The sequence below is a fragment of the Phenylobacterium sp. Root1290 genome, assembly GCF_001425305.1.
Lineage (GTDB): Bacteria > Pseudomonadota > Alphaproteobacteria > Caulobacterales > Caulobacteraceae > Phenylobacterium.
Map to the genome: position 1 here is coordinate 170,032 of NZ_LMEE01000005.1, position 16,989 is coordinate 187,020.

The window sequence follows — 16,989 nt, forward strand, 5'->3', positions numbered from 1 at the left end:
GGCGCCGGAAGGCGATATCGGGCTTTACCCGCAGGCTTCCATGCAAGATCCCCCTGGCCAGCTATCTCCAGACTGAGGACCGACTTCTTCAACACCATCCACCTGTCTCGGTCATTCGCGAGGGCGGCTCTCAGGTGGACCACCGCCCATGCTCAGGTGTCGGCGCGAGTGACTTTGCAATTGCTGAGGGGTGTAACGCGGGTGGGAAACATAACCTCCAAGGATAGCTCCATGCGCGCCCTTCTGCTTGCGCTCGCCACCGTCAGCAGTCTGGCTGCTGCAGCGCCATCTCTCGCCCAGACCCTGAAGGTGAACCAGAACCTCAGCATCGACGTCACTGGTTTCAGCGGCGATCCGAAGATCTTGCCGGACATGGTGACCAACATCGAGGCCCTGAACGGCGGACGCGTGGCGGCGATCACTTATGACAACGTCGCGGGTGCTCCAGGCTACTCCGCCATCGTGTTGAAGGGGGAGGAGGTCAGGTTCTGGCGGCTCGACAATCCGACCAGCCAAGCGGTTGAGCTTATTGGGGCGTCTGTCCCGGCGTGGATGTTGACCTGGCGGAACCAACGGCGCGCGTCTGCGGTGAAGGCCGCCAAGGTCTCGCTGGCCGACGCGATCCGGACGGCTGAAGCCTCGGAGAAGGGCGCACCGGCGGTCGTGGCCGGCATCGCGAGAAGCGCCTCCAACCCCACGTCGGAAGTCCAGGCCTACATGGTCGGGCTCCTGAAAGACGGCCGGCTGAAGCGCGTCGCGGTGGATACACGATCGGGATCGCCGATCGAGAACCCCGAAGCGCTTGAGTGGTGAGGCAAGGGCGGTAGCTTTTCGGCGGGGTTTGGGGCGGGGCGCCCAGCGAACATGGTTAGCGGCGCGTTAACCATGACCGGGCACACCTGGGCCATGTCGATTCAGGGAATCAAGGGAGTCGTGGAGGCCGCAATTCAGCGGGCCTCGAACGCCACCGGCGTCGACTTCACCTTCCTGATGAAAACCGCGGCGCGGGAGAGCGGCTACAACCCGCGGGCCAAGGCCTCGACCTCCTCGGCGGCGGGCCTGTTCCAGTTCGTCGAGCAAACCTGGCTGGCGACGCTCAAGCAGCACGGCGCCAAGTACGGTTACGCCCGCTATTCGGAGCTGATCACCAAGGGGACCGACGGCCGCTACCGGGTGGCGGGGGCCGAGGCGCGCAAGGCGGTGATGGACCTGCGGCTGGATCCGCACGCGGCCTCGCTGATGGCCGGCGAACTGACGTCGGACCACGCCTCCTATCTCAAGGGCAGGGTCGGCCGCACGCCGACCGCCGGCGAGCTGTATGCCGCGCACTTCCTGGGACCGCAGGGATCGGCGCGGCTGATCGAGGCTGTCCGCACCCAGCCTGGGGCCAGCGCCGCGGCCTTGTTTCCCGACGCGGCGGGGGCCAACCGCTCGATCTTTTATCGCAACGGCCGAGCCGCCACGGTTTCCGAGGTCTACGCCAACCTGACCAAGGGCGCGAACGGCCCAGCGGCGACGGGCGCGCGGCAGCCGGCGCCGAGCACCGAATTCGTCCAGTACGCGTCGGCGCGCCAGCAGGCGGTGCAATCAAGCCAGGACGCCATGGTCGACCTGATCCTGCGGGGCGTGAAGTCCGACGACGACGCGAGCGCCAGCCGCCGCGTGACCGGCTCGCTGTTCACCAGCGAGATGCTGCGCGTCCTGTCCGAAGCGCGCGACAAGGCAAGCTGAGCGGGCGCAGCTAGGCGGCGGCGCCGGCGCTGAGCATGGCCTCGATCTCCGCGGTGGAATAACCGAGCTCTGCGAGGACTTCGCGCGTGTGCTGCCCAAGGCCCGGGGCAGGCGGGCGACGGTCGGCTTCGGCGCCCGGGAAGCGGGCCGGCGCGGCGGGTGAACGGTAGGCGCCGCCATGGCCGTCCTCGATCTCGACGAAGGCGCCGGCGGCGGCGGCCTGCGGGTCGGCGGCGACCTGGGCGGGCGTCTGGACCGGCGACCAGACCAGATCGACCTCATCCAGCCGGCGGGCGATCTCTTCGAAATCCAGGGCGGAGAAGGCGGCGTCGAACTGCTCGACCAGGGCGGCGCTGTTCTGGCGGCGGACGCGGCCGGAGGCGAAGCGCTCGTCGGCGGGCAGGTCGGGCCGATCGAAGGTCTTGCAGAGCAGTTGCCAGTCGTTGCTGGCGCCGCGCGGGTTCAGCACGAACCAATGGCCGTCGCGGCTGCGGTAGAAGTTGGCCAGCGGATCGAAGGGCGCGCTGCGCGGCCGGTTCGAGGCGAGCTTGCCGAAGGCCAGCTGCACGGCGAGGTCGGAGCTGACGGCGTAGATGCCGGTGGCCAGCAGGGACGTCTGGACCACGCGACCGACGCCAGTGCGCTCGCGCTCATAGACCGCCGCGAGGATCGCCGAGACCGTGGCGAGCGAAGTCATGTGGTCGCCGACCCCGGTGCGCAGGATAAATGGGTCCGTGCCCTTGGGCGCGTGCATGTGCGCGACCCCGGCCCGCGACCAGAAGGCGGTGACGTCGAAGCCGGGCTTGCCGGCGTCGGGGCCGTCGAGGCCGTAGCCGGTGACCATGGCGTAGATCAGCCGCGGATTGGCGGCCCGCAGGGTCGTCTCGTCCAGCCCGGCGCGCTTGAGCGCGGCGGGACGCACATTGGTCAGGAAGATGTCCGCCTGGCCGGCGAGCCGGGCGAGGGCGTCGCGGCCTTCCGGCTTGGAGATGTCGAGGACGACGGCGCGCTTGCCGCGATTGTCGAGGCCGAACGTGGGATTGCCGGAAATCTCGCCCTTGGCGTCGCCGAACACGTGGCGCATCGGGTCGCCTTCGGGGCGCTCGACCTTGATCACCTCCGCGCCCCAGTCGGCCAGGACGCCGGCCGCGCCCGGGGCGGCGATATAGGAGGCGAATTCCACGACCTTCAGACCCTGCAGCAGCACGTGGCGCCCTCCCTTGTTGTTGGGGGCATCTTGGCGCTCGCCGGGCGCGGCCTCAAGGCTGCCCGGGCGTCAGGTCAGGCGAAGGCGCGTGCCGGGGTCTCGCCGCGCTCGACCGCGACGGCGTCGGCCACGGCGCGGGCGACGGCCGAAACGCTGACCGGCTTGCGCAGGACAGAGTCGGCGCCGGCCTGGGTGCACTCGTTGGCTTCGTCGGCGTCGCCGCCGATCACGGCGACGATCGGGACCAGGGCGATGGCGCCTTCCAGTTCGCGGACCGCGGCGATGGCGGCGGGGCCGTCCATGTTGGGCATGCGCCCGTCGATCATCAGCAGGTCGAACTCGCAGACCCGGGCGAGATCGACGGCGCGGCGGCCGTCGACGGCGTGGACGACCTGGTGGCCGAGCTGTTCGAGGACGGCGCGCAGCATGGCGGCGTTGAGGGCGTCGTCCTCGGCGATCAGGACGCGCAGGCGCTGGCGGGTCTCGGTCTGGACAGCGCCGAGCTCGACCGGCGTCTCGATCTCTCCGGTGGGCTGGGCCTCAACGTCGAAGGGGAGTTCCAGGCGGAAGCACGAACCGACGCCGACGGCGCTGTGGGCCGAGAGCTCGCCGCCCATCAGGCGCGCCAGCTGACGCGAGAGCGACAGGCCAAGGCCCGCGCCGGAGGTGCCGGCGCTGGTGCGGGCGATCCGGTTGAACGGCTCGAAGGCCTGTTCGAGCTCTTCATGCGCCAGGCCAGGGCCAGTATCGGCGATCTCGACCGCCAGGCGGCCCGAGGCGGCCAGTTCGACCCGCGCCTCGACGCGGCCGCGGACGGTGAATTTCAGCGCGTTGCCGAGCAGGTTGGCCAGGATCTGGCGGGCGCGGTGGGCGTCGGCGACGGCCGCGCCGCGCTCACGCGAGGCCAGATCGGGCGCGATGTGCAGGGTGAGCTCCAGGCCGCGCGAGGCGGCGTTGGGGCGGTTGAGGATGACCAGGTCGCGGATCAGGGCGACGGCGTCGAAGGCGTGGGTGTCGACCTCCAGGCGGCCCGCTTCGGCGGTCTCGGAATCGAGCGTGGTGTTGAGCACCGAGATCAGGTCGTTGGCGGCGTCCAGCGCCGCGGACAGCTGCTCGCGAGAGGGGGCGCTGCGGCCGTTGTGTCCGACGGCGGACGCCAGCACGTGGGCGACGCCGGTCAGGCCGTTGCGGATCTCGTGGCTGAGGGTGGCGACCAGGTCCGACTTCGACTGGGCGAGCTGGCGCGCTTGGTCCATGCGCAGGTCGCGGTCGGTGATCAGCACCTCGCGCTCGGCGGCCAGGGCGAACTGGCGGCGCAGAATGCGGTTGAGGATCAGGGCGAGGGCGAAGGCCAGGGCGATGCCGCCCCAGGCCAGGTTGGCGAGGCTGCGCTCCTCGGCGTTGCGCAGCAGGAAGTAGAGCGGGCCTGCGGCGGTGGCGGCGCCGACAATCAGCAGGCTGGGCAGCCAGGGGGCGGTGAAGAAGATCACCATGACCGCGGCGGCGACCGAGATCAGCATCAGTTCACCGCGAACCGGCCCGGCGCCGTCGCCGAACGCCGCCAACTGGGCGACCGCGGCGGCCCAGATCAGGCCGCAGAGGATGTGGACCTGGCCACGCTTGCGCAGGTTGAGGGCCTCAGGCTCCTTCAGCCAGTTCACCGCGGCGTAGAAGACGCCCCAGGCGACGGCGAAGATGGCGAAAGTGCCGGTCATCCAGACGGCGTTCTGCGCGTAGGAGCCGGCCCAGACCAGAATCGGCAGGCTGATGGTGAAGACGCCCAGCGCGTAGGGCAGCAGGGATGTCTGGGTCTCAAGCGCCTGCTGGGTGACCGATGACCCGCCTCGGGTCTTTAGTTTATCGGTCTCGACCAGCATGAATGGGGTTCCTCGGCGGCTGGCCAAGACCCTAGCGCGGCAGGGTTGGCGGAGGGTTACGCGGCAAGGTAAATCCACAGCCGGGCGAGCAACCGTTCATTAAGCTTAACCCTAGATTATCCTTTTGGCGGGGGCTGACGCCCCTATCGGGGGCAGGGGTATGGCGACGACGCGGGCGGCGCTGACGGACGAAGACATCCGCACGCTGGTCAGGGGCGCGACGCCAGACGAACGCGCCTTCGCCGCGCGGAAGATCTGCCGCCGACTGGACGCCGCCGTGCTCAGCGAAGACGACCGCGGCCATGCGCAGGACATCCTGCGGGTGATGGCGCGCGACGCCGCCGAGATGGTGCGCGAGGCGCTGTCGATAACCTTGAAGAGCTCGCCGTTGGTGCCGCACGATGTGGCGCTGCAACTGGCCCGCGACGTGGAAACGGTCTGCCTGCCGATCCTGGGCGCGTCGCCGGTGTTCACCGACGCCGATCTGGTCGAGATCGTGCGGCTGGGCGAGCCGGTGCGTCAGGTCGCGATCGCCAAGCGGCCGCAGGTGTCGAAGGCGGTGACGCGGGCGATCGTCGATCATGGCGCGGAGAGTGCGGTCGAGGCGGCGTGCGCCAACGACAACGCCGACTTCGCCGACCAGACGCTGAGCGACGCGGTCGAGCGGTTCGAACGCTCCGAGCAGGTGCTGGCGGCGGTGGCCTATCGCAACGCGCTGCCGCTGGCGGTGACCGAGAAGCTGGTCAGCATGGTCAGCGAACAGGTTCGCGACCACCTGCTGAACCGACACGAGATTTCCGCCGAGCTGGCCCTGGAGATCGCCATGGGCGCGCAGGAGCGCGCGACGGTGGACCTGGTGGACCAAGCCGGGCGGACCAGCGACGTGAAGGCCTTTGTCAGCCATCTGCGCCAGCATGACCGGCTGACCGCCTCGCTGCTGCTGCGGGCCCTCGCCCAGGGGCACATGACCTTCCTAGAGTGGGGACTGGCCGAGCTGGCCAGCGTGCCTCACCACCGCACCTGGCTGATGATCCACGACGCCGGCCCGCTGGGGCTGAAGGCGGTCTATGACCGGGCCGGGTTGCCGGCGCGGCTCTACGGCGCCTTCCGGGCCGGGGTGGACACATATCACTCCATGGAGTTCGACGGTGGCGCGCGGGACCGCGAGCGCTTCCAGGAGCGGATGCTGCATCGCTTCCTGACCCAGCCTGAGATCGCCGGGCGCGAGGACACTGACTACCTGCTGGACAAGATGGACAGGCTGTCGGGCGCGGCCCGCGCGTCCTATCAGGAAAAGGCCGAGGCGCGGCGTCAGGCCAGCGCCTAACTGCCCTAGCGTCATACTTGCGTGCGCGGGGAGGGGCTCCCAAGCTGCGCGCCATGACATCGCCAGACATCAAGCCCGCCGCCACGATTCTGCTGCTGCGCGACGATCCGACGTTCGAAGTGCTGATGGTGAAGCGCCATCACCAGATCGACTTCGCCTCCGGAGCGCTGGTGTTTCCGGGCGGCAAGAGCCATGCGGGCGACCACGACCCGGCCTGGAAGGGCCAGGCGCTAGGCTGGGCGGAGTTCGACGCCGAGCAGCGCGGCCTGCGCATAGCGGCGATCCGCGAGGTGTTCGAGGAGGCGGGCATCCTGCTGGGCCGCCGCTCGGACGGATCGCCGATCGGCGGGGAGTCGGCGCCGCTGGACGTGCGTCAGAAGGTGGATGCGGGCGAGCTGGCTTTTCTTGACGTGGTGCGCGAGCTGGACGTCGTCATCGATCTGAATGCATTGACGATTTTCGCGCGCTGGATCACGCCGCCGCTGACGCCCAAGCGCTTCGATACCTGGTTCTATGTGGTGACGGCGCCGGACGACCAGCTGGCCGCGTGCGATGGCCGCGAGACGGTCGACGCCGAATGGATCTCGCCGCTCGAGGTTCTGCGGCTGGCCGAGGCCGGCGAGCGGAAGGTGATCTTCCCGACCCGCATGAACGTAAAGCTGTTGGCCGAAGCGGTCAGCGCCGACGATTGCGTCGCGCAGGCCCAGGCGCGGACCCTGGTGACGGTGGAGCCGCAGATCCAGGATCGGCCGGACGGCAAGGTTCTGGTTCTGCCGCCGGACGCCGGCTATGGCGTGGTCGAGGAGCCGCTGTCGAGCGTGATGTAGACGCCGTCAGGCCGCGGCGGCGACCTTGCGTTCCAGCTCTTCGATCAGGATGCGGCCGACGGGATGGTCGTCGGTCTTGATGTCGTCGCGCACGGCCGCCTTGATGGCGTCGATGTGGGCGTCGACCAGGGCCAGCGACACGGTCAGGCGCTTGTCCTTGTCGTCGATCAGCCGGCACAGCGAAGCGCCGATGCGGGTGATCAGCGGGAATTCATAGGTCGTGCCCAGACCCTTCAGGTCGTGAGCGCGGAGGTAGAGGGTTTCCATGGTCTCGGCGGAAACGCCTTCGTCGCGGACGCGCGCGCGGGAAGCGTCGAGCTTGACCACTTCTTCGGAAAGCCATTGGGCGAAGTTGCCCGACAGGCTCTTCAGGGCGGCTTCGGCCTTGGCGATGGCGCTCGGGTCGATCGCACCGAACCGGCCACCGACCTTCAGACGAAGGCTGGGCGGCTGCATGACCGGATTCTGTTGGCTCACTACGCGGCCTCCTAGGACAACATGCGTCAGCCTAGAGGGCAGGCGTTAACAACGAATGAGCCCGGAACCAGCGGTAATCACACAGAAAACTGCTCGGCCAGGACGCGCTCTTCGAGGCTTCGGCCAGCGTCGAACAGCATGTGCAACGCCACGTCGCGGTTCTCGGCGATCTGTACCCGGACCACATCGCGGACCTCGAAGTTGTCGGCCACCGCGCTGACGGGTCGCTTGTCGGCTTCCAGGATTTCGAAGGTGACCTTGGCGGTGTGGGCGAGCAGGGCGCCGCGCCAACGGCGGGGGCGGAAGGCGCTGATCGGGGTCAGCGCCAGCACCTTTGCGTCCAGCGGAATGATCGGGCCGTGGGCCGAGAGATTGTAGGCGGTCGAGCCGGCAGGGGTGGCGACCAGAGCGCCGTCGCACGACAGCTCCGCCAGCCGGACCTTGCCGTCGATCGAGATGCGCAGCTTGGCGGTCTGGCGCGTCTGGCGCAGCAGCGAGACCTCGTTGATGGCCAGCGCCTCAAGGCGGCGGCCGTCGGCATCGACGGCGACCATCGACAACGGATGGATGATCGCCTGCTCGGCCGCGTTGATCCGCTCCAGGAGCGCGTCCTCGCTGTACTCGTTCATCAGGAAGCCGACCGAGCCGCGGTTCATGCCGTAGATCGGCCGGCCGCCCTTCAGGTTCTCGTGCAGGGTTTCGAGCATGAAGCCGTCGCCGCCGAGGGCGACGATGACCTGGGCCTCGTCGTCGGAGGCCTGACCATAGCGCGCGATGAGCGCTTCCTTGGCCTCCTGGGCCTCGGGGCGGTCGCTGGCCGCGAAGGCGAGACGGGTCACGAAGGGCTCAGGCTTGAACATGGCCGGGCAAAAGTCCGTGAAACGGGCGATCCGTCAACCGGGGTTCACGGCCTGGCGGAAAGCGGCGCCCGCGAAGTGGGCGTCGAACGGCCCAAAGGCGCCGCCGGCGCGGCGCGCGCCTTCCTGTCCGCCGCCCGGCAGGCCGTGGTTCAGGTTGCGAACCATCTGGAGGATGGTCGGGAAGACGCTGCGGTCGATGCCGACGGCGGCGCAGGCCAGGGCCAGCAGCTCTGGGCGGTCGGAGTCGACGGCCCGGCGCACATGGGTCGGATCAAAGCGGCCGATCGACGCCAAACTGGCCAGAAACAGGGTGAGGCGGCCTTCCTTCAGCGCGCGCAGCAGATAGCCGGGACGCAGCTGGCCGGCGGCCTCGAGCTTGGCGACCAGCCGCCGCTCCATCTCCTCGCGCTCGCCCTCGCGGGCGTGAGGCGCGGCGACTTCCGGCGTAGCCAGGCCGCCATGGGCCTCCTGGACGGAAACGGCCAGGGCGGCGTCGAGCGCGGCGGCGTCCAGGCGAAAGCGATCGACCAGCGAATGGCGCAACGCCTGTCCGACCCAGACGTAGAGCTGGCGGGCCAGACCGCCGGTCAGACCGGGGTGACGCGCAAGCGGCGAGCGAAGCGCGGCGTTGCGTTCGGATGCGGCGACCAGCACCGCGAGGTCATGCTCGGCCACGGCAGCCGTCGCGTTGCCGGCCAGGGCGGTCAGCACCGCCGGTTCGCTGTGCTGGAGAATGGCGGCCACGACGGGTGGACCGATGTTGGGGCGGCGGGCGACTTCGATCTGGTGCTCGATCGTCGCCTCGACCAGCAGGCGCACCAGGTCGTGGTCCTTGAGCACCGGGCTGCTGGCGATGACGGGGCGGGCGATCTCGATGTCATCCAGAGCCAGCACGTTGACGAGAGCCGACGGCGCCCAGTCCGCCTGGGCCAGCTTCTCCGACAGACGTCGGCGGATGTCGCGTTCGGCCTCGACGACGAGCGACATGAAGATCGAGTTCAGCAGGGCCTGGACCGGCTTGGATGTCATCAGGTCGGCGGCGCCTTCGCCGTCGTCGCAGAGATCGACGATGGCCAGCAGCAGACGCTCGCGGTCGGCCGGCGCGCGGCTGCGGGCCAGACTCAGCAGGTCATCGGTCTTGGCGGCCACGCTCAAACTGGCATCCCCGGCGCTCACTTCGAATCTGCGCCGAGCGGATGAAAACATGGTTACAACCTGTTGACCATGTGGGCGCGAGTCGTGCGCCGAGTGAGATCTGCGGAGGTGGAGAATGGCGGAACCTCTGATCCTGGCCTTGGACCAGGGCACCACTTCGACGCGGGCGATCGTGTTCGACGCCACCGGCGCGCCGGTGGCCGAGGCGGGCCGCCCGCTGCAGCAATTCTATCCTGACGACGGCTGGGTGGAGCATGACGCCGAGGAGATCTTCGAGGCGTCGGTGACTGTCATGCGCGAGGCGCTGGCGAAGACCGGTCGGCCGATCGAGGACGTGGCGGCGATGGGGATCACCAATCAGCGTGAGACCGTGGTCGTCTGGGACAAGGCGACCGGCAAGCCGATCCACCGGGCGATCGTCTGGCAGGACCGCCGCACGGCGCCCACCTGCGAGCGCCTGCGCGCGGCAGGTCGCGAGCCGCTGGTCACCGAGCTGACCGGACTGCTGCTCGACCCCTATTTTTCCGGCACGAAGATCGCCTGGATTTTGAATGCGGTGGATGGCGCACGGGCCCGGGCGGAGGCCGGCGAACTGCTGGCCGGCACCATGGACAGCTGGGTCATCTGGAAACTGACGGGCGGCAAGGTCCACGCCACCGACGCGACCAACGCCTCGCGCACCATGCTGTTCGACCTGAAGGCGCAGGCGTGGTCGCCCGAGATGCTCGAGATGCTGGACGTGCCGGCGGCCCTGATGCCGACGGTGTTGGACTGCGCCGGCGACTACGGCTCGACGCAGAGCGAGTTGCTGGGGCGAGCCATCCCGATCCGCGGCGTGGCGGGAGATCAGCAGGCGGCCCTGATGGGCCAGGGCTGCATTCGCGCCGGAGAGATGAAGGCCACATACGGCACCGGCTGCTTCATGCTGGTGAACACCGGCGAGCATCTTGCGCCTTCGCGCTCACGGCTGCTGACCACGGTGGCGGCTCGGCTGCATGGTCGCCCCACCTATGCGTTGGAAGGTTCGATCTTCATCGCCGGCGCTGCGCTGCAGTGGGTGAATGAAGGGCTGAAGGTCGAGGGCGGGGGCGCCGGCGTCGAGAAGTTGGCCCAGAGCGCGCGCAGCGATCATGGCGTGGTGCTGGTGCCCGCCTTCACCGGCCTTGGCGCGCCGTGGTGGGACGCCAATGCGCGTGGCGCGCTGTTCGGCATGACCCGCGACACGGGGCTGGCCGAGATCGCCGATGCGGCGTTCGAAGCCTGCGCCCTGCAGACCCGCGACCTGATCGAGGCGATGCGGGCCGATGCGCCCGGCGCGTTCGGCCGCGACGTTGAGCTGCGGATCGACGGCGGCATGTCCCGCAGCGCGTGGTTCAGCCAGCGGCTGTCCGACCTGACCGGCATCGCTGTCGGCCGCGCCACCTACATGGAAACCACGGCGCTTGGCGCGGCGCTGTTCGCGGGCCTGGGGGCGGGCGTCTATGCCAGTGTCGAAGAGGCCGCGGCGGCGCGGCCCTCGACCGAGCGCATGGAACCGACGTTGAGCGTCCATGGCCGGGAAGCGGCCTACGCACGCTGGCTGGACGCGGTGGCGCGCGTGAAGACCACCGCCTGACCGGCTAGGCTCTGAAGACCCAGCGTCGCCAGCGGATCGCCATGCCGGCGATGCCGAAGCCGGCGATCATCAGCGCCCAGCTGATCAGGGATGCGGCCGTCTCGGGCGATGCGACGGTCCCCACGGGCGACGGCGCGACTAATGTCGCCCTGTATATGGTTGCGGCGTCCGGGGCTCCAGCCAAGGTCAGCCCCGCCGCGAACGCGGCAAGTTTCAGCATGTTCCGCACAGGCGACCTCCCGCCTCCGAGCGTGCAGCTACAAATTTTTCCTAAGAGACCCGCCATCCCCAGCCTAGGAACATTCGGGCCGATACGCGGTACTCAAGAGCGCCAGTTGGTTTTGCGCTAACAGAGTTCTCGATCCATCGCCGACGGGTGTCAACGCTCGTTTGCCGTGTAGAATCAAGGTGCGAGGCTGCGCTTGACGGTGATCGCTGTCGGCGCGACTCTAGTAATCAACGATCAGGCAGAAATCACCACAGGGAGGCCGCCATGGCCGATGGTTCGCTGGCGAGCGTGGGCTCGCTGAAGGGCAAGGTTAGCGCTGAGGAATGGCAGGCCCGGGTGGACCTGGCGGCCCTCTACCGGCTGGTCGCGCTGTATGGCTGGGACGACGCGATCTACACCCACATCTCGGCGCGGCTGCCGGGACCAGATCACCAATTTCTGATCAATCCGTACGGCATGTACTTCGGCGAGATGACCGCCTCGGCGCTAGTGAAGATCGACCTGGACGGCAACATCCTCCAGGAGACGCCGTATTTCATCAATCCGGCGGGGTTCACGATCCACTCTGCGATCCATGCGGCCCGCGAAGACGCCCACTTCGTCATGCATCTGCACACCGACCAGGGGGTGGCCGTCGCGGCGCAGAAGGACGGCCTGCTGCCGCTGTCGCAGCACGCGCTGATCGTGCGCACGCAGTTGGCCTATCACGACTATGAAGGCATCGCGCTGAACCTGGACGAGCGCGAGCGCCTCGTGGCCGACATCGGCGACAAGAAGATGATGCTGCTGCGCAATCACGGCACGTTGACCGTCGGGGAGACGGCGGCCGATTGCTGGATCAACATGTTCTACTTGGAGCGGGCCTGTAAGCAGCAGGTCATGGCGCTGTCGGCGGGCCGCGAAAACGTGTTGTTCGCGCCGGAGGCCGCGCAGGACGAAGTGAAAGCGCAGATGGCGCGGGGCCTGGGCGGCAAACTGGCCTGGCCGGGCGCGCTGCGTCAGCTGGATCGGTCGTTGCCGGGCTACGACGTCTAGCGAGGTCCTAGGCAAGGACTGGGCAAGGCGGGCGTCCGGTCTCGGGCGCCCGTTTTCTTTGCAGTTCGCCCCCAATAAGCTTCGTCGAGTATTATCGCCGGAGTTATCGACGATGTATTTCAGCACCGACACGCAAAGCCATCGTTCTGTCACCGGACGGCGCCTATGTCGTCGTCCTAAGACCCGCTTCGATTCAGCCTATTCCGTATCCCTTTTCCGCGCCTTCCCGGAGATTTCGTAACTTGTTGCGACGCCACTTTTTCCTCGTCGGCGCGATTGTGATCCTGGGCCTCATGGTGCTCGCGGGCGGCTGGAAGCTGACCTTGGGCAAGAAGGAAGGTCCCGGAGGCCCCGGCGGCGGCGCGATGGCCGCCCAAAAGGGCGGGGGAGGCGGCGGACGCCCCGGCGGCGGCGGCGGCATGGGCGGCCCCTCGCCAGTGAACGTGGTCGGCGCGCAGGCCAAGACCTTCGTTGACGCCATCGACGTGATCGGCGTCGCCAAGGGACGCCAGTCGGTGACGCTGACGGCGGCGGCGACGCAGCTGGTCGAGAAGGTCCGCTTCAGCGACGGCCAGTCGGTGCCCAAGGGCGCGGTGCTGGTCGAACTGAAGGCCACCGAGCAAAGCGCGGGGATCGCTCAGGCGCAGGCGCGGCTGGTGCAGGCGCAGCGGGACTACGACCGCTGGAAGCAACTCGCGACCCAAGGCTATGCGTCCAAGACCGCCCTGGATCAGCGCGAAGCGACCTATCTGGCCGCCAAGGCCGACGTCGACGCCGCGCGGGCCCGCGAAGGCGACCGCATGATCCGCGCGCCGTTCGCCGGCGTGGTCGGTCTCTCCGACATCGCCCCGGGCGCCCTGGTCAATCCGGGCGCGGCCATCGTGACGCTGGATGACGTGTCGAGCGTTCGCGTCGATTTCGAAGTGCCTGATCGCTACCTGGCCTCGATCCGCGAAGGCCAGCCGATCACCGCCCGGGTCGACGCCTATCCAGGCGAAACCATCCAAGGCCGCATCCAGAAGCTGGACACCCGTATCGACGAACGCACCCGCGCGATCACCGCGCGCGCCGAGTTCCCCAATCCCAGCGGCAAGCTGAAGCCGGGCATGATGCTGCGCGTCTCCATCGCCCAGGGCCAGCGGCAGGTCGTGGCCGCGCCGGAATCGGCGGTTTCGGTCCAGGGCGACGCCGCCTTCGTCTATGTCCTGACCAAGCGCGGCGAGCAGTCGATGACCGAGCAGCGCCCCGTGATCACCGGCGTTCGCCAGGACGGTTTCGTCGAGATCCGCGACGGGCTGCGGGCCGGCGAACAGATCGTCGCCGACGGACTCAACAAGATTCAGCCGGGCCAGCCGGTCCGGATCCTCGTGGCCCAGAAGCCGGGCGCTCAGCCTGAGGCGCGCGCCGCGCGACCCGGCGCATGATGCTGTCCGACATTTCGGTCCGCCGTCCCGTCTTCGCGGCGGTCGCGGCGATCATCCTCTGCGTCGTCGGCGTGGCGGCGTTCGCCTCGCTGACCGTCCGTGAACTGCCCAGCGTCGATCCGCCGGTCGTCTCCATCTCCACGACCTATCGCGGCGCGTCCGCCGAAGTCGTCGAAGAGCGGATCACGGAAGTCATCGAGCGACAGATCTCCGGCATCCAGGGGATCGACCGCGTCAACTCGTCGTCGCGCGACGGCCGTTCGAACATCAATATCTCCTTCCGGCTCGATCGGAATCTGGACGACGCCGCAAACGACGTGCGTGACGCCGTCAGCCGGGTGGCGGCGAACCTGCCGCTGCAGGCCGACCCGCCGCAGATCGCCAAGGCGACGGCCGACGGTTCGCCGATCATGTTCATCTCGTTCGCTTCGACAACGTTGAACCGGTTGGAGCTGTCGGACTACGCCCAGCGCTATCTGGTCGAGCGGTTCTCGACCGTGCCCGGCGTGGCGCAGGTCTTCGTCGGCGGCAGTCAGCTCTACTCGATGCGGATCTGGCTCGATCCGGATGCGATGGCTGCGCGTGGCGTGACCGTCGACGATGTCGAAAACGCCCTGAACAACCAGAACCTCGAACTGCCCGCCGGTTCACTGGAAGCCCCGGACAAGGATTTCACGATCCGCGTCGGACGTGGCTACTCGACGCCCGATCAGTTCGCGCAACTGCCCGTCGTGCCGTCCGGCGCGCGCACGGCGGCGGCGACCGGCAACACGACGCAGGAGTACGTCACCCGGCTGGGCGATATCGCCCGCGTTGAGGAAGGCCCTGACGAGCGTCGCCGCAGCTTCCGCTCGAACGGCCGCGACCAGGTGGGCATCGGCATCACGCGGCAGTCGCAGGCCAACGACCTGGAGATTTCCGACGGCGTGCGCGCTCTGCTGCCGGAACTGAACAAGTCGCTGCCCAAGGGCACGGTGCTGGAGGTGGCGGTCGACTATACGATCTTCACCAAGCACGCCCTGGAAGAAGTCTGGATCACGATGGCGATCTCCATGGGCCTGGTGGCCCTGGTGAACTTCATCTTCCTGGGGACCTGGCGCGCGGCGCTGATCCCCTCGGTGGTGGCGCCGATCTGCATCCTTTCGACCTTCATCGTCCTGGCGCCTCTGGGCTTCTCGCTGAACCTGCTGACGCTGCTGGCCCTGGTGCTGGCGATCGGCTTGGTCGTCGACGACGCCATCGTCGTGGTCGAGAACATCCAGCGCCGGATAGACGACGGCGAACCGGCGATCGTCGCGGCCCAGCGCGGGGCGCGGCAGGTGTTCTTCGCCGTGGTGGCCACGACCATCGTGCTGATCTCGGTGTTCGCGCCGCTGATGTTCCTGCCGGGCTATATTGGCCGGTTGTTCGTCGAGCTGGCGGTGGCGATCGCCGCCGCGGTGGCGTTCTCGGCCCTGTTGGCGCTCAGCCTGTCGCCGATGCTGGCCTCCAAGCTGCTGCGTCCGGCGCATGGCGAGGGCTTCCTGGCCCGTCGCGTGGATGCGGCGATGGCCAAGCTGAAGTCATCCTATCACGCCTCCCTCGACAGCCTGCTCGGCGACCGCCGGGCGACCTTCGCCACCATCGGGCTGGTCATCGTGCTGGCGGCGGGGGCGGGCGGACTGTTCGCGGTCCTGCCGCGCGAGCTGGTGCCGGAAGAGGACCGCGGGCGGGTCGATCTCAACATCGTCGCGCCGGAAGGCGCGGGCTACGACTACACGATGAAGGCCGCGGCCCAGATCGAGGCGCGTCTGCTGGAGCTCCTGAACGACGGGGTCATCACCCGATACATCCTCGGCGTGCCACGCTTCAACGGCACACAGTTCAACAGCGGCTTTGGCAACGCCAACGTCGCCGAAGACATCGGCGTCACGTCGAACGAACTGGCGGCGCGCCTCAACCGCGAACTGTCGTCGATCACTTCTGTGCGGGCGATCGCCTCGGTGCGGCCGGCCTTCCAGCGCGGGGGTGGCGGCGGCGGCGGGAGCGGCGTCGACGTGATCGTCGCCGGCGACGACTACGCTCAGGTCGCCGCCTGGATCAAACCGCTGCTGGCGGCCGCCGAGGCGAACCCGGGCCTGGCGCGTGCGCGTCTCGACTACGAGCCGACGAGCCCGCGGGTGCTGGTCAATATCGACCGCGAAAAGGCCGCGGCGCTGGGCGTCTCGGCTCAGGCCGTGGGCCGCGCGCTGGAAAGCAACTTCGGCACGCGCCGGGTCACGACCTACATCAAGAATGGCCAGGAATACGACGTCCTGCTGCAGACCGACCGCGAGCAGCGGCAGACCGAGGAAGACATCGGCAAGCTCTATGTCCGGTCGAGCTCCGGGCAACTGGTGCCGCTCTCGACCGTGGTGACCACGGAAGTGCGCGGCGACACGCCCGATCGCTCCCGCGTCGATCGCCTGCGCTCGGTGACGCTCTCGGCGCAGCTGAACCCGGGGTATCCGGTGGGCGATGCGGTGAAGTTCTTCGAGGCCGAGATCGCCAAGATGCCGCCTGGCCCGCAGGTCAAGTGGGGCGGCATGGCCCGCGATTATCTGGAAGCGGGCGGCGCGGTGGGCCTGGCCTTCGGCATGGCGCTGCTGCTGGTCTTCCTGGTCCTGGCCGCGCAGTTCGAGAGCTGGATCCACCCGGCCGTGATCATGCTGACCGTGCCGGTCGCGGCCCTTGGGGGGCTGTTCGGCCTGCTGATCGCAGGCTCGACCATCAACACCTATAGTCAGATCGGGTTGATCATCCTGATCGGCATCGCGGCCAAGAACGGCATTCTGATCGTCGAGTTCGCCAACCAGCTTCGCGACGAGGGTCTGTCGATCCGCGAGGCCGTGATCGAAAGCGCCTCGCTGCGTCTGCGCCCGATCATCATGACCTCGATCGCGGCGGCCGCTGGCGCTATCCCGCTCATCATGTGGGGCGGCGCAGGCGGCGAAAGCCGCAAGACGATTGGGGTGGTCATCTTCTTCGGGGCGATCTTCTCGACCCTGCTGACCCTGTTCATCGTGCCGGTTTTCTACAACATGCTGGCGCGGTTCACGAAGTCGCCGCAGACCACGGCGCGGCGCATCGAGGCCTTCGAAGAGGCCGAACAGGCGCGGGCGGCGAACGCCGCCGAGTAGCGATCCTCGCTAGTCCCTGAACGAAAAAGCCTCCCCCAGCGGGGGAGGCGAGTTGTCGGGGTGGCGC

The 16,989-nt window shown here is 68.4% G+C and carries 13 protein-coding genes; 8 read left to right on the forward strand and 5 right to left on the reverse strand.

Going from position 1 to position 16,989, the window contains the following annotated elements:
* The first annotated feature begins 231 nt into the window (after positions 1-231).
* Positions 232-813, forward strand: coding sequence for a hypothetical protein (locus tag ASC79_RS20115; protein WP_056026592.1), 582 nt, complete (start codon positions 232-234; stop codon positions 811-813).
* 93 nt (positions 814-906) lie between these two features.
* Positions 907-1,731, forward strand: coding sequence for a transglycosylase SLT domain-containing protein (locus tag ASC79_RS20120; protein ID WP_056026729.1), 825 nt, complete (start codon positions 907-909; stop codon positions 1,729-1,731).
* A gap of 10 nt (positions 1,732-1,741) precedes the next feature.
* Here the strand turns inward: ASC79_RS20120 and ASC79_RS20125 are convergent, their stop codons facing one another.
* Positions 1,742-2,938 carry a CaiB/BaiF CoA-transferase family protein gene (locus ASC79_RS20125; RefSeq protein WP_162244322.1) on the reverse strand — a complete coding sequence of 399 codons (1,197 nt, stop codon included), beginning with the start codon at positions 2,936-2,938 and terminating at the stop codon, positions 1,742-1,744.
* A gap of 74 nt (positions 2,939-3,012) precedes the next feature.
* The gene (locus ASC79_RS20130; RefSeq protein WP_056026595.1) at positions 3,013-4,815 is read right to left on the reverse strand and encodes a hybrid sensor histidine kinase/response regulator; all 1,803 of its coding nucleotides are present in this window, start codon (positions 4,813-4,815) and stop codon (positions 3,013-3,015) included.
* Positions 4,816-4,975: 160 nt separating this feature from the next.
* Between ASC79_RS20130 and ASC79_RS20135 the strand changes: the two genes are divergently transcribed.
* Both ASC79_RS20135 and ASC79_RS20140 read left to right on the forward strand, forming a co-directional pair.
* Positions 4,976-6,142, forward strand: a complete 1,167-nt coding sequence (locus ASC79_RS20135; protein ID WP_056026598.1) for a DUF2336 domain-containing protein — start codon at positions 4,976-4,978, stop codon at positions 6,140-6,142.
* Positions 6,143-6,195: 53 nt separating this feature from the next.
* Entirely contained in the window at positions 6,196-6,969 is a 774-nt protein-coding gene (locus tag ASC79_RS20140; RefSeq protein ID WP_056026601.1) for an NUDIX hydrolase, read from the forward strand.
* A 6-nt stretch (positions 6,970-6,975) separates the two neighbouring features.
* Here the strand turns inward: ASC79_RS20140 and ASC79_RS20145 are convergent, their stop codons facing one another.
* The 3 genes from ASC79_RS20145 to ASC79_RS20155 form a co-directional block, all read right to left on the reverse strand.
* Complete coding sequence (locus tag ASC79_RS20145; protein WP_056026604.1) at positions 6,976-7,425, reverse strand: hypothetical protein; 450 nt, start codon at positions 7,423-7,425, stop codon at positions 6,976-6,978.
* Positions 7,426-7,523: 98 nt separating this feature from the next.
* Positions 7,524-8,306: an NAD kinase gene (locus ASC79_RS20150; RefSeq protein WP_056026607.1), complete on the reverse strand. Its 783-nt coding sequence runs from the start codon at positions 8,304-8,306 to the stop codon at positions 7,524-7,526.
* Between the two features lie 33 nt (positions 8,307-8,339).
* The gene (locus tag ASC79_RS20155; RefSeq protein WP_327082821.1) at positions 8,340-9,455 is read right to left on the reverse strand and encodes a DUF2336 domain-containing protein; all 1,116 of its coding nucleotides are present in this window, start codon (positions 9,453-9,455) and stop codon (positions 8,340-8,342) included.
* A 121-nt stretch (positions 9,456-9,576) separates the two neighbouring features.
* On the opposite strand from ASC79_RS20155, the gene glpK reads away from it, so the two are divergent.
* From glpK to ASC79_RS20180, 4 genes are all read left to right on the forward strand, one after another.
* Positions 9,577-11,076, forward strand: a complete 1,500-nt coding sequence (glpK, locus tag ASC79_RS20160; RefSeq protein ID WP_056026615.1) for a glycerol kinase GlpK — start codon at positions 9,577-9,579, stop codon at positions 11,074-11,076.
* Between the two features lie 493 nt (positions 11,077-11,569).
* Positions 11,570-12,340 (forward strand): class II aldolase/adducin family protein, encoded by a 771-nt coding sequence (locus ASC79_RS20170; RefSeq protein WP_056026619.1) that lies wholly within the window; start codon positions 11,570-11,572, stop codon positions 12,338-12,340.
* 245 nt (positions 12,341-12,585) lie between these two features.
* Positions 12,586-13,764, forward strand: a complete 1,179-nt coding sequence (locus ASC79_RS20175; RefSeq protein WP_235528846.1) for an efflux RND transporter periplasmic adaptor subunit — start codon at positions 12,586-12,588, stop codon at positions 13,762-13,764.
* Positions 13,764-16,922, forward strand: a complete 3,159-nt coding sequence (locus tag ASC79_RS20180; protein WP_056026734.1) for an efflux RND transporter permease subunit — start codon at positions 13,764-13,766, stop codon at positions 16,920-16,922. The genes ASC79_RS20175 and ASC79_RS20180 overlap by 1 nt, the downstream gene beginning before the upstream one ends.
* Positions 16,923-16,989 lie beyond the last annotated feature (67 nt).

Excerpts from the sequence above, each read along its gene's own strand:
- ASC79_RS20120 (WP_056026729.1), top strand. The coding sequence starts at position 907 with ATGTCGATTCAGGGAATCAAGGGAGTCGTGGAGGCCGCAATTCAGCGG.
- ASC79_RS20115 (WP_056026592.1), top strand. The coding sequence starts at position 232 with ATGCGCGCCCTTCTGCTTGCGCTCGCCACCGTCAGCAGTCTGGCTGCT.
- ASC79_RS20140 (WP_056026601.1), top strand. The coding sequence starts at position 6,196 with ATGACATCGCCAGACATCAAGCCCGCCGCCACGATTCTGCTGCTGCGC.
- ASC79_RS20170 (WP_056026619.1), top strand. The coding sequence starts at position 11,570 with ATGGCCGATGGTTCGCTGGCGAGCGTGGGCTCGCTGAAGGGCAAGGTT.
- ASC79_RS20135 (WP_056026598.1), top strand. The coding sequence starts at position 4,976 with ATGGCGACGACGCGGGCGGCGCTGACGGACGAAGACATCCGCACGCTG.
- ASC79_RS20150 (WP_056026607.1), bottom strand. The coding sequence starts at position 8,306 with ATGTTCAAGCCTGAGCCCTTCGTGACCCGTCTCGCCTTCGCGGCCAGC.
- ASC79_RS20130 (WP_056026595.1), bottom strand. The coding sequence starts at position 4,815 with ATGCTGGTCGAGACCGATAAACTAAAGACCCGAGGCGGGTCATCGGTC.
- ASC79_RS20145 (WP_056026604.1), bottom strand. The coding sequence starts at position 7,425 with ATGCAGCCGCCCAGCCTTCGTCTGAAGGTCGGTGGCCGGTTCGGTGCG.
- ASC79_RS20180 (WP_056026734.1), top strand. The coding sequence starts at position 13,764 with ATGCTGTCCGACATTTCGGTCCGCCGTCCCGTCTTCGCGGCGGTCGCG.
- glpK (WP_056026615.1), top strand. The coding sequence starts at position 9,577 with ATGGCGGAACCTCTGATCCTGGCCTTGGACCAGGGCACCACTTCGACG.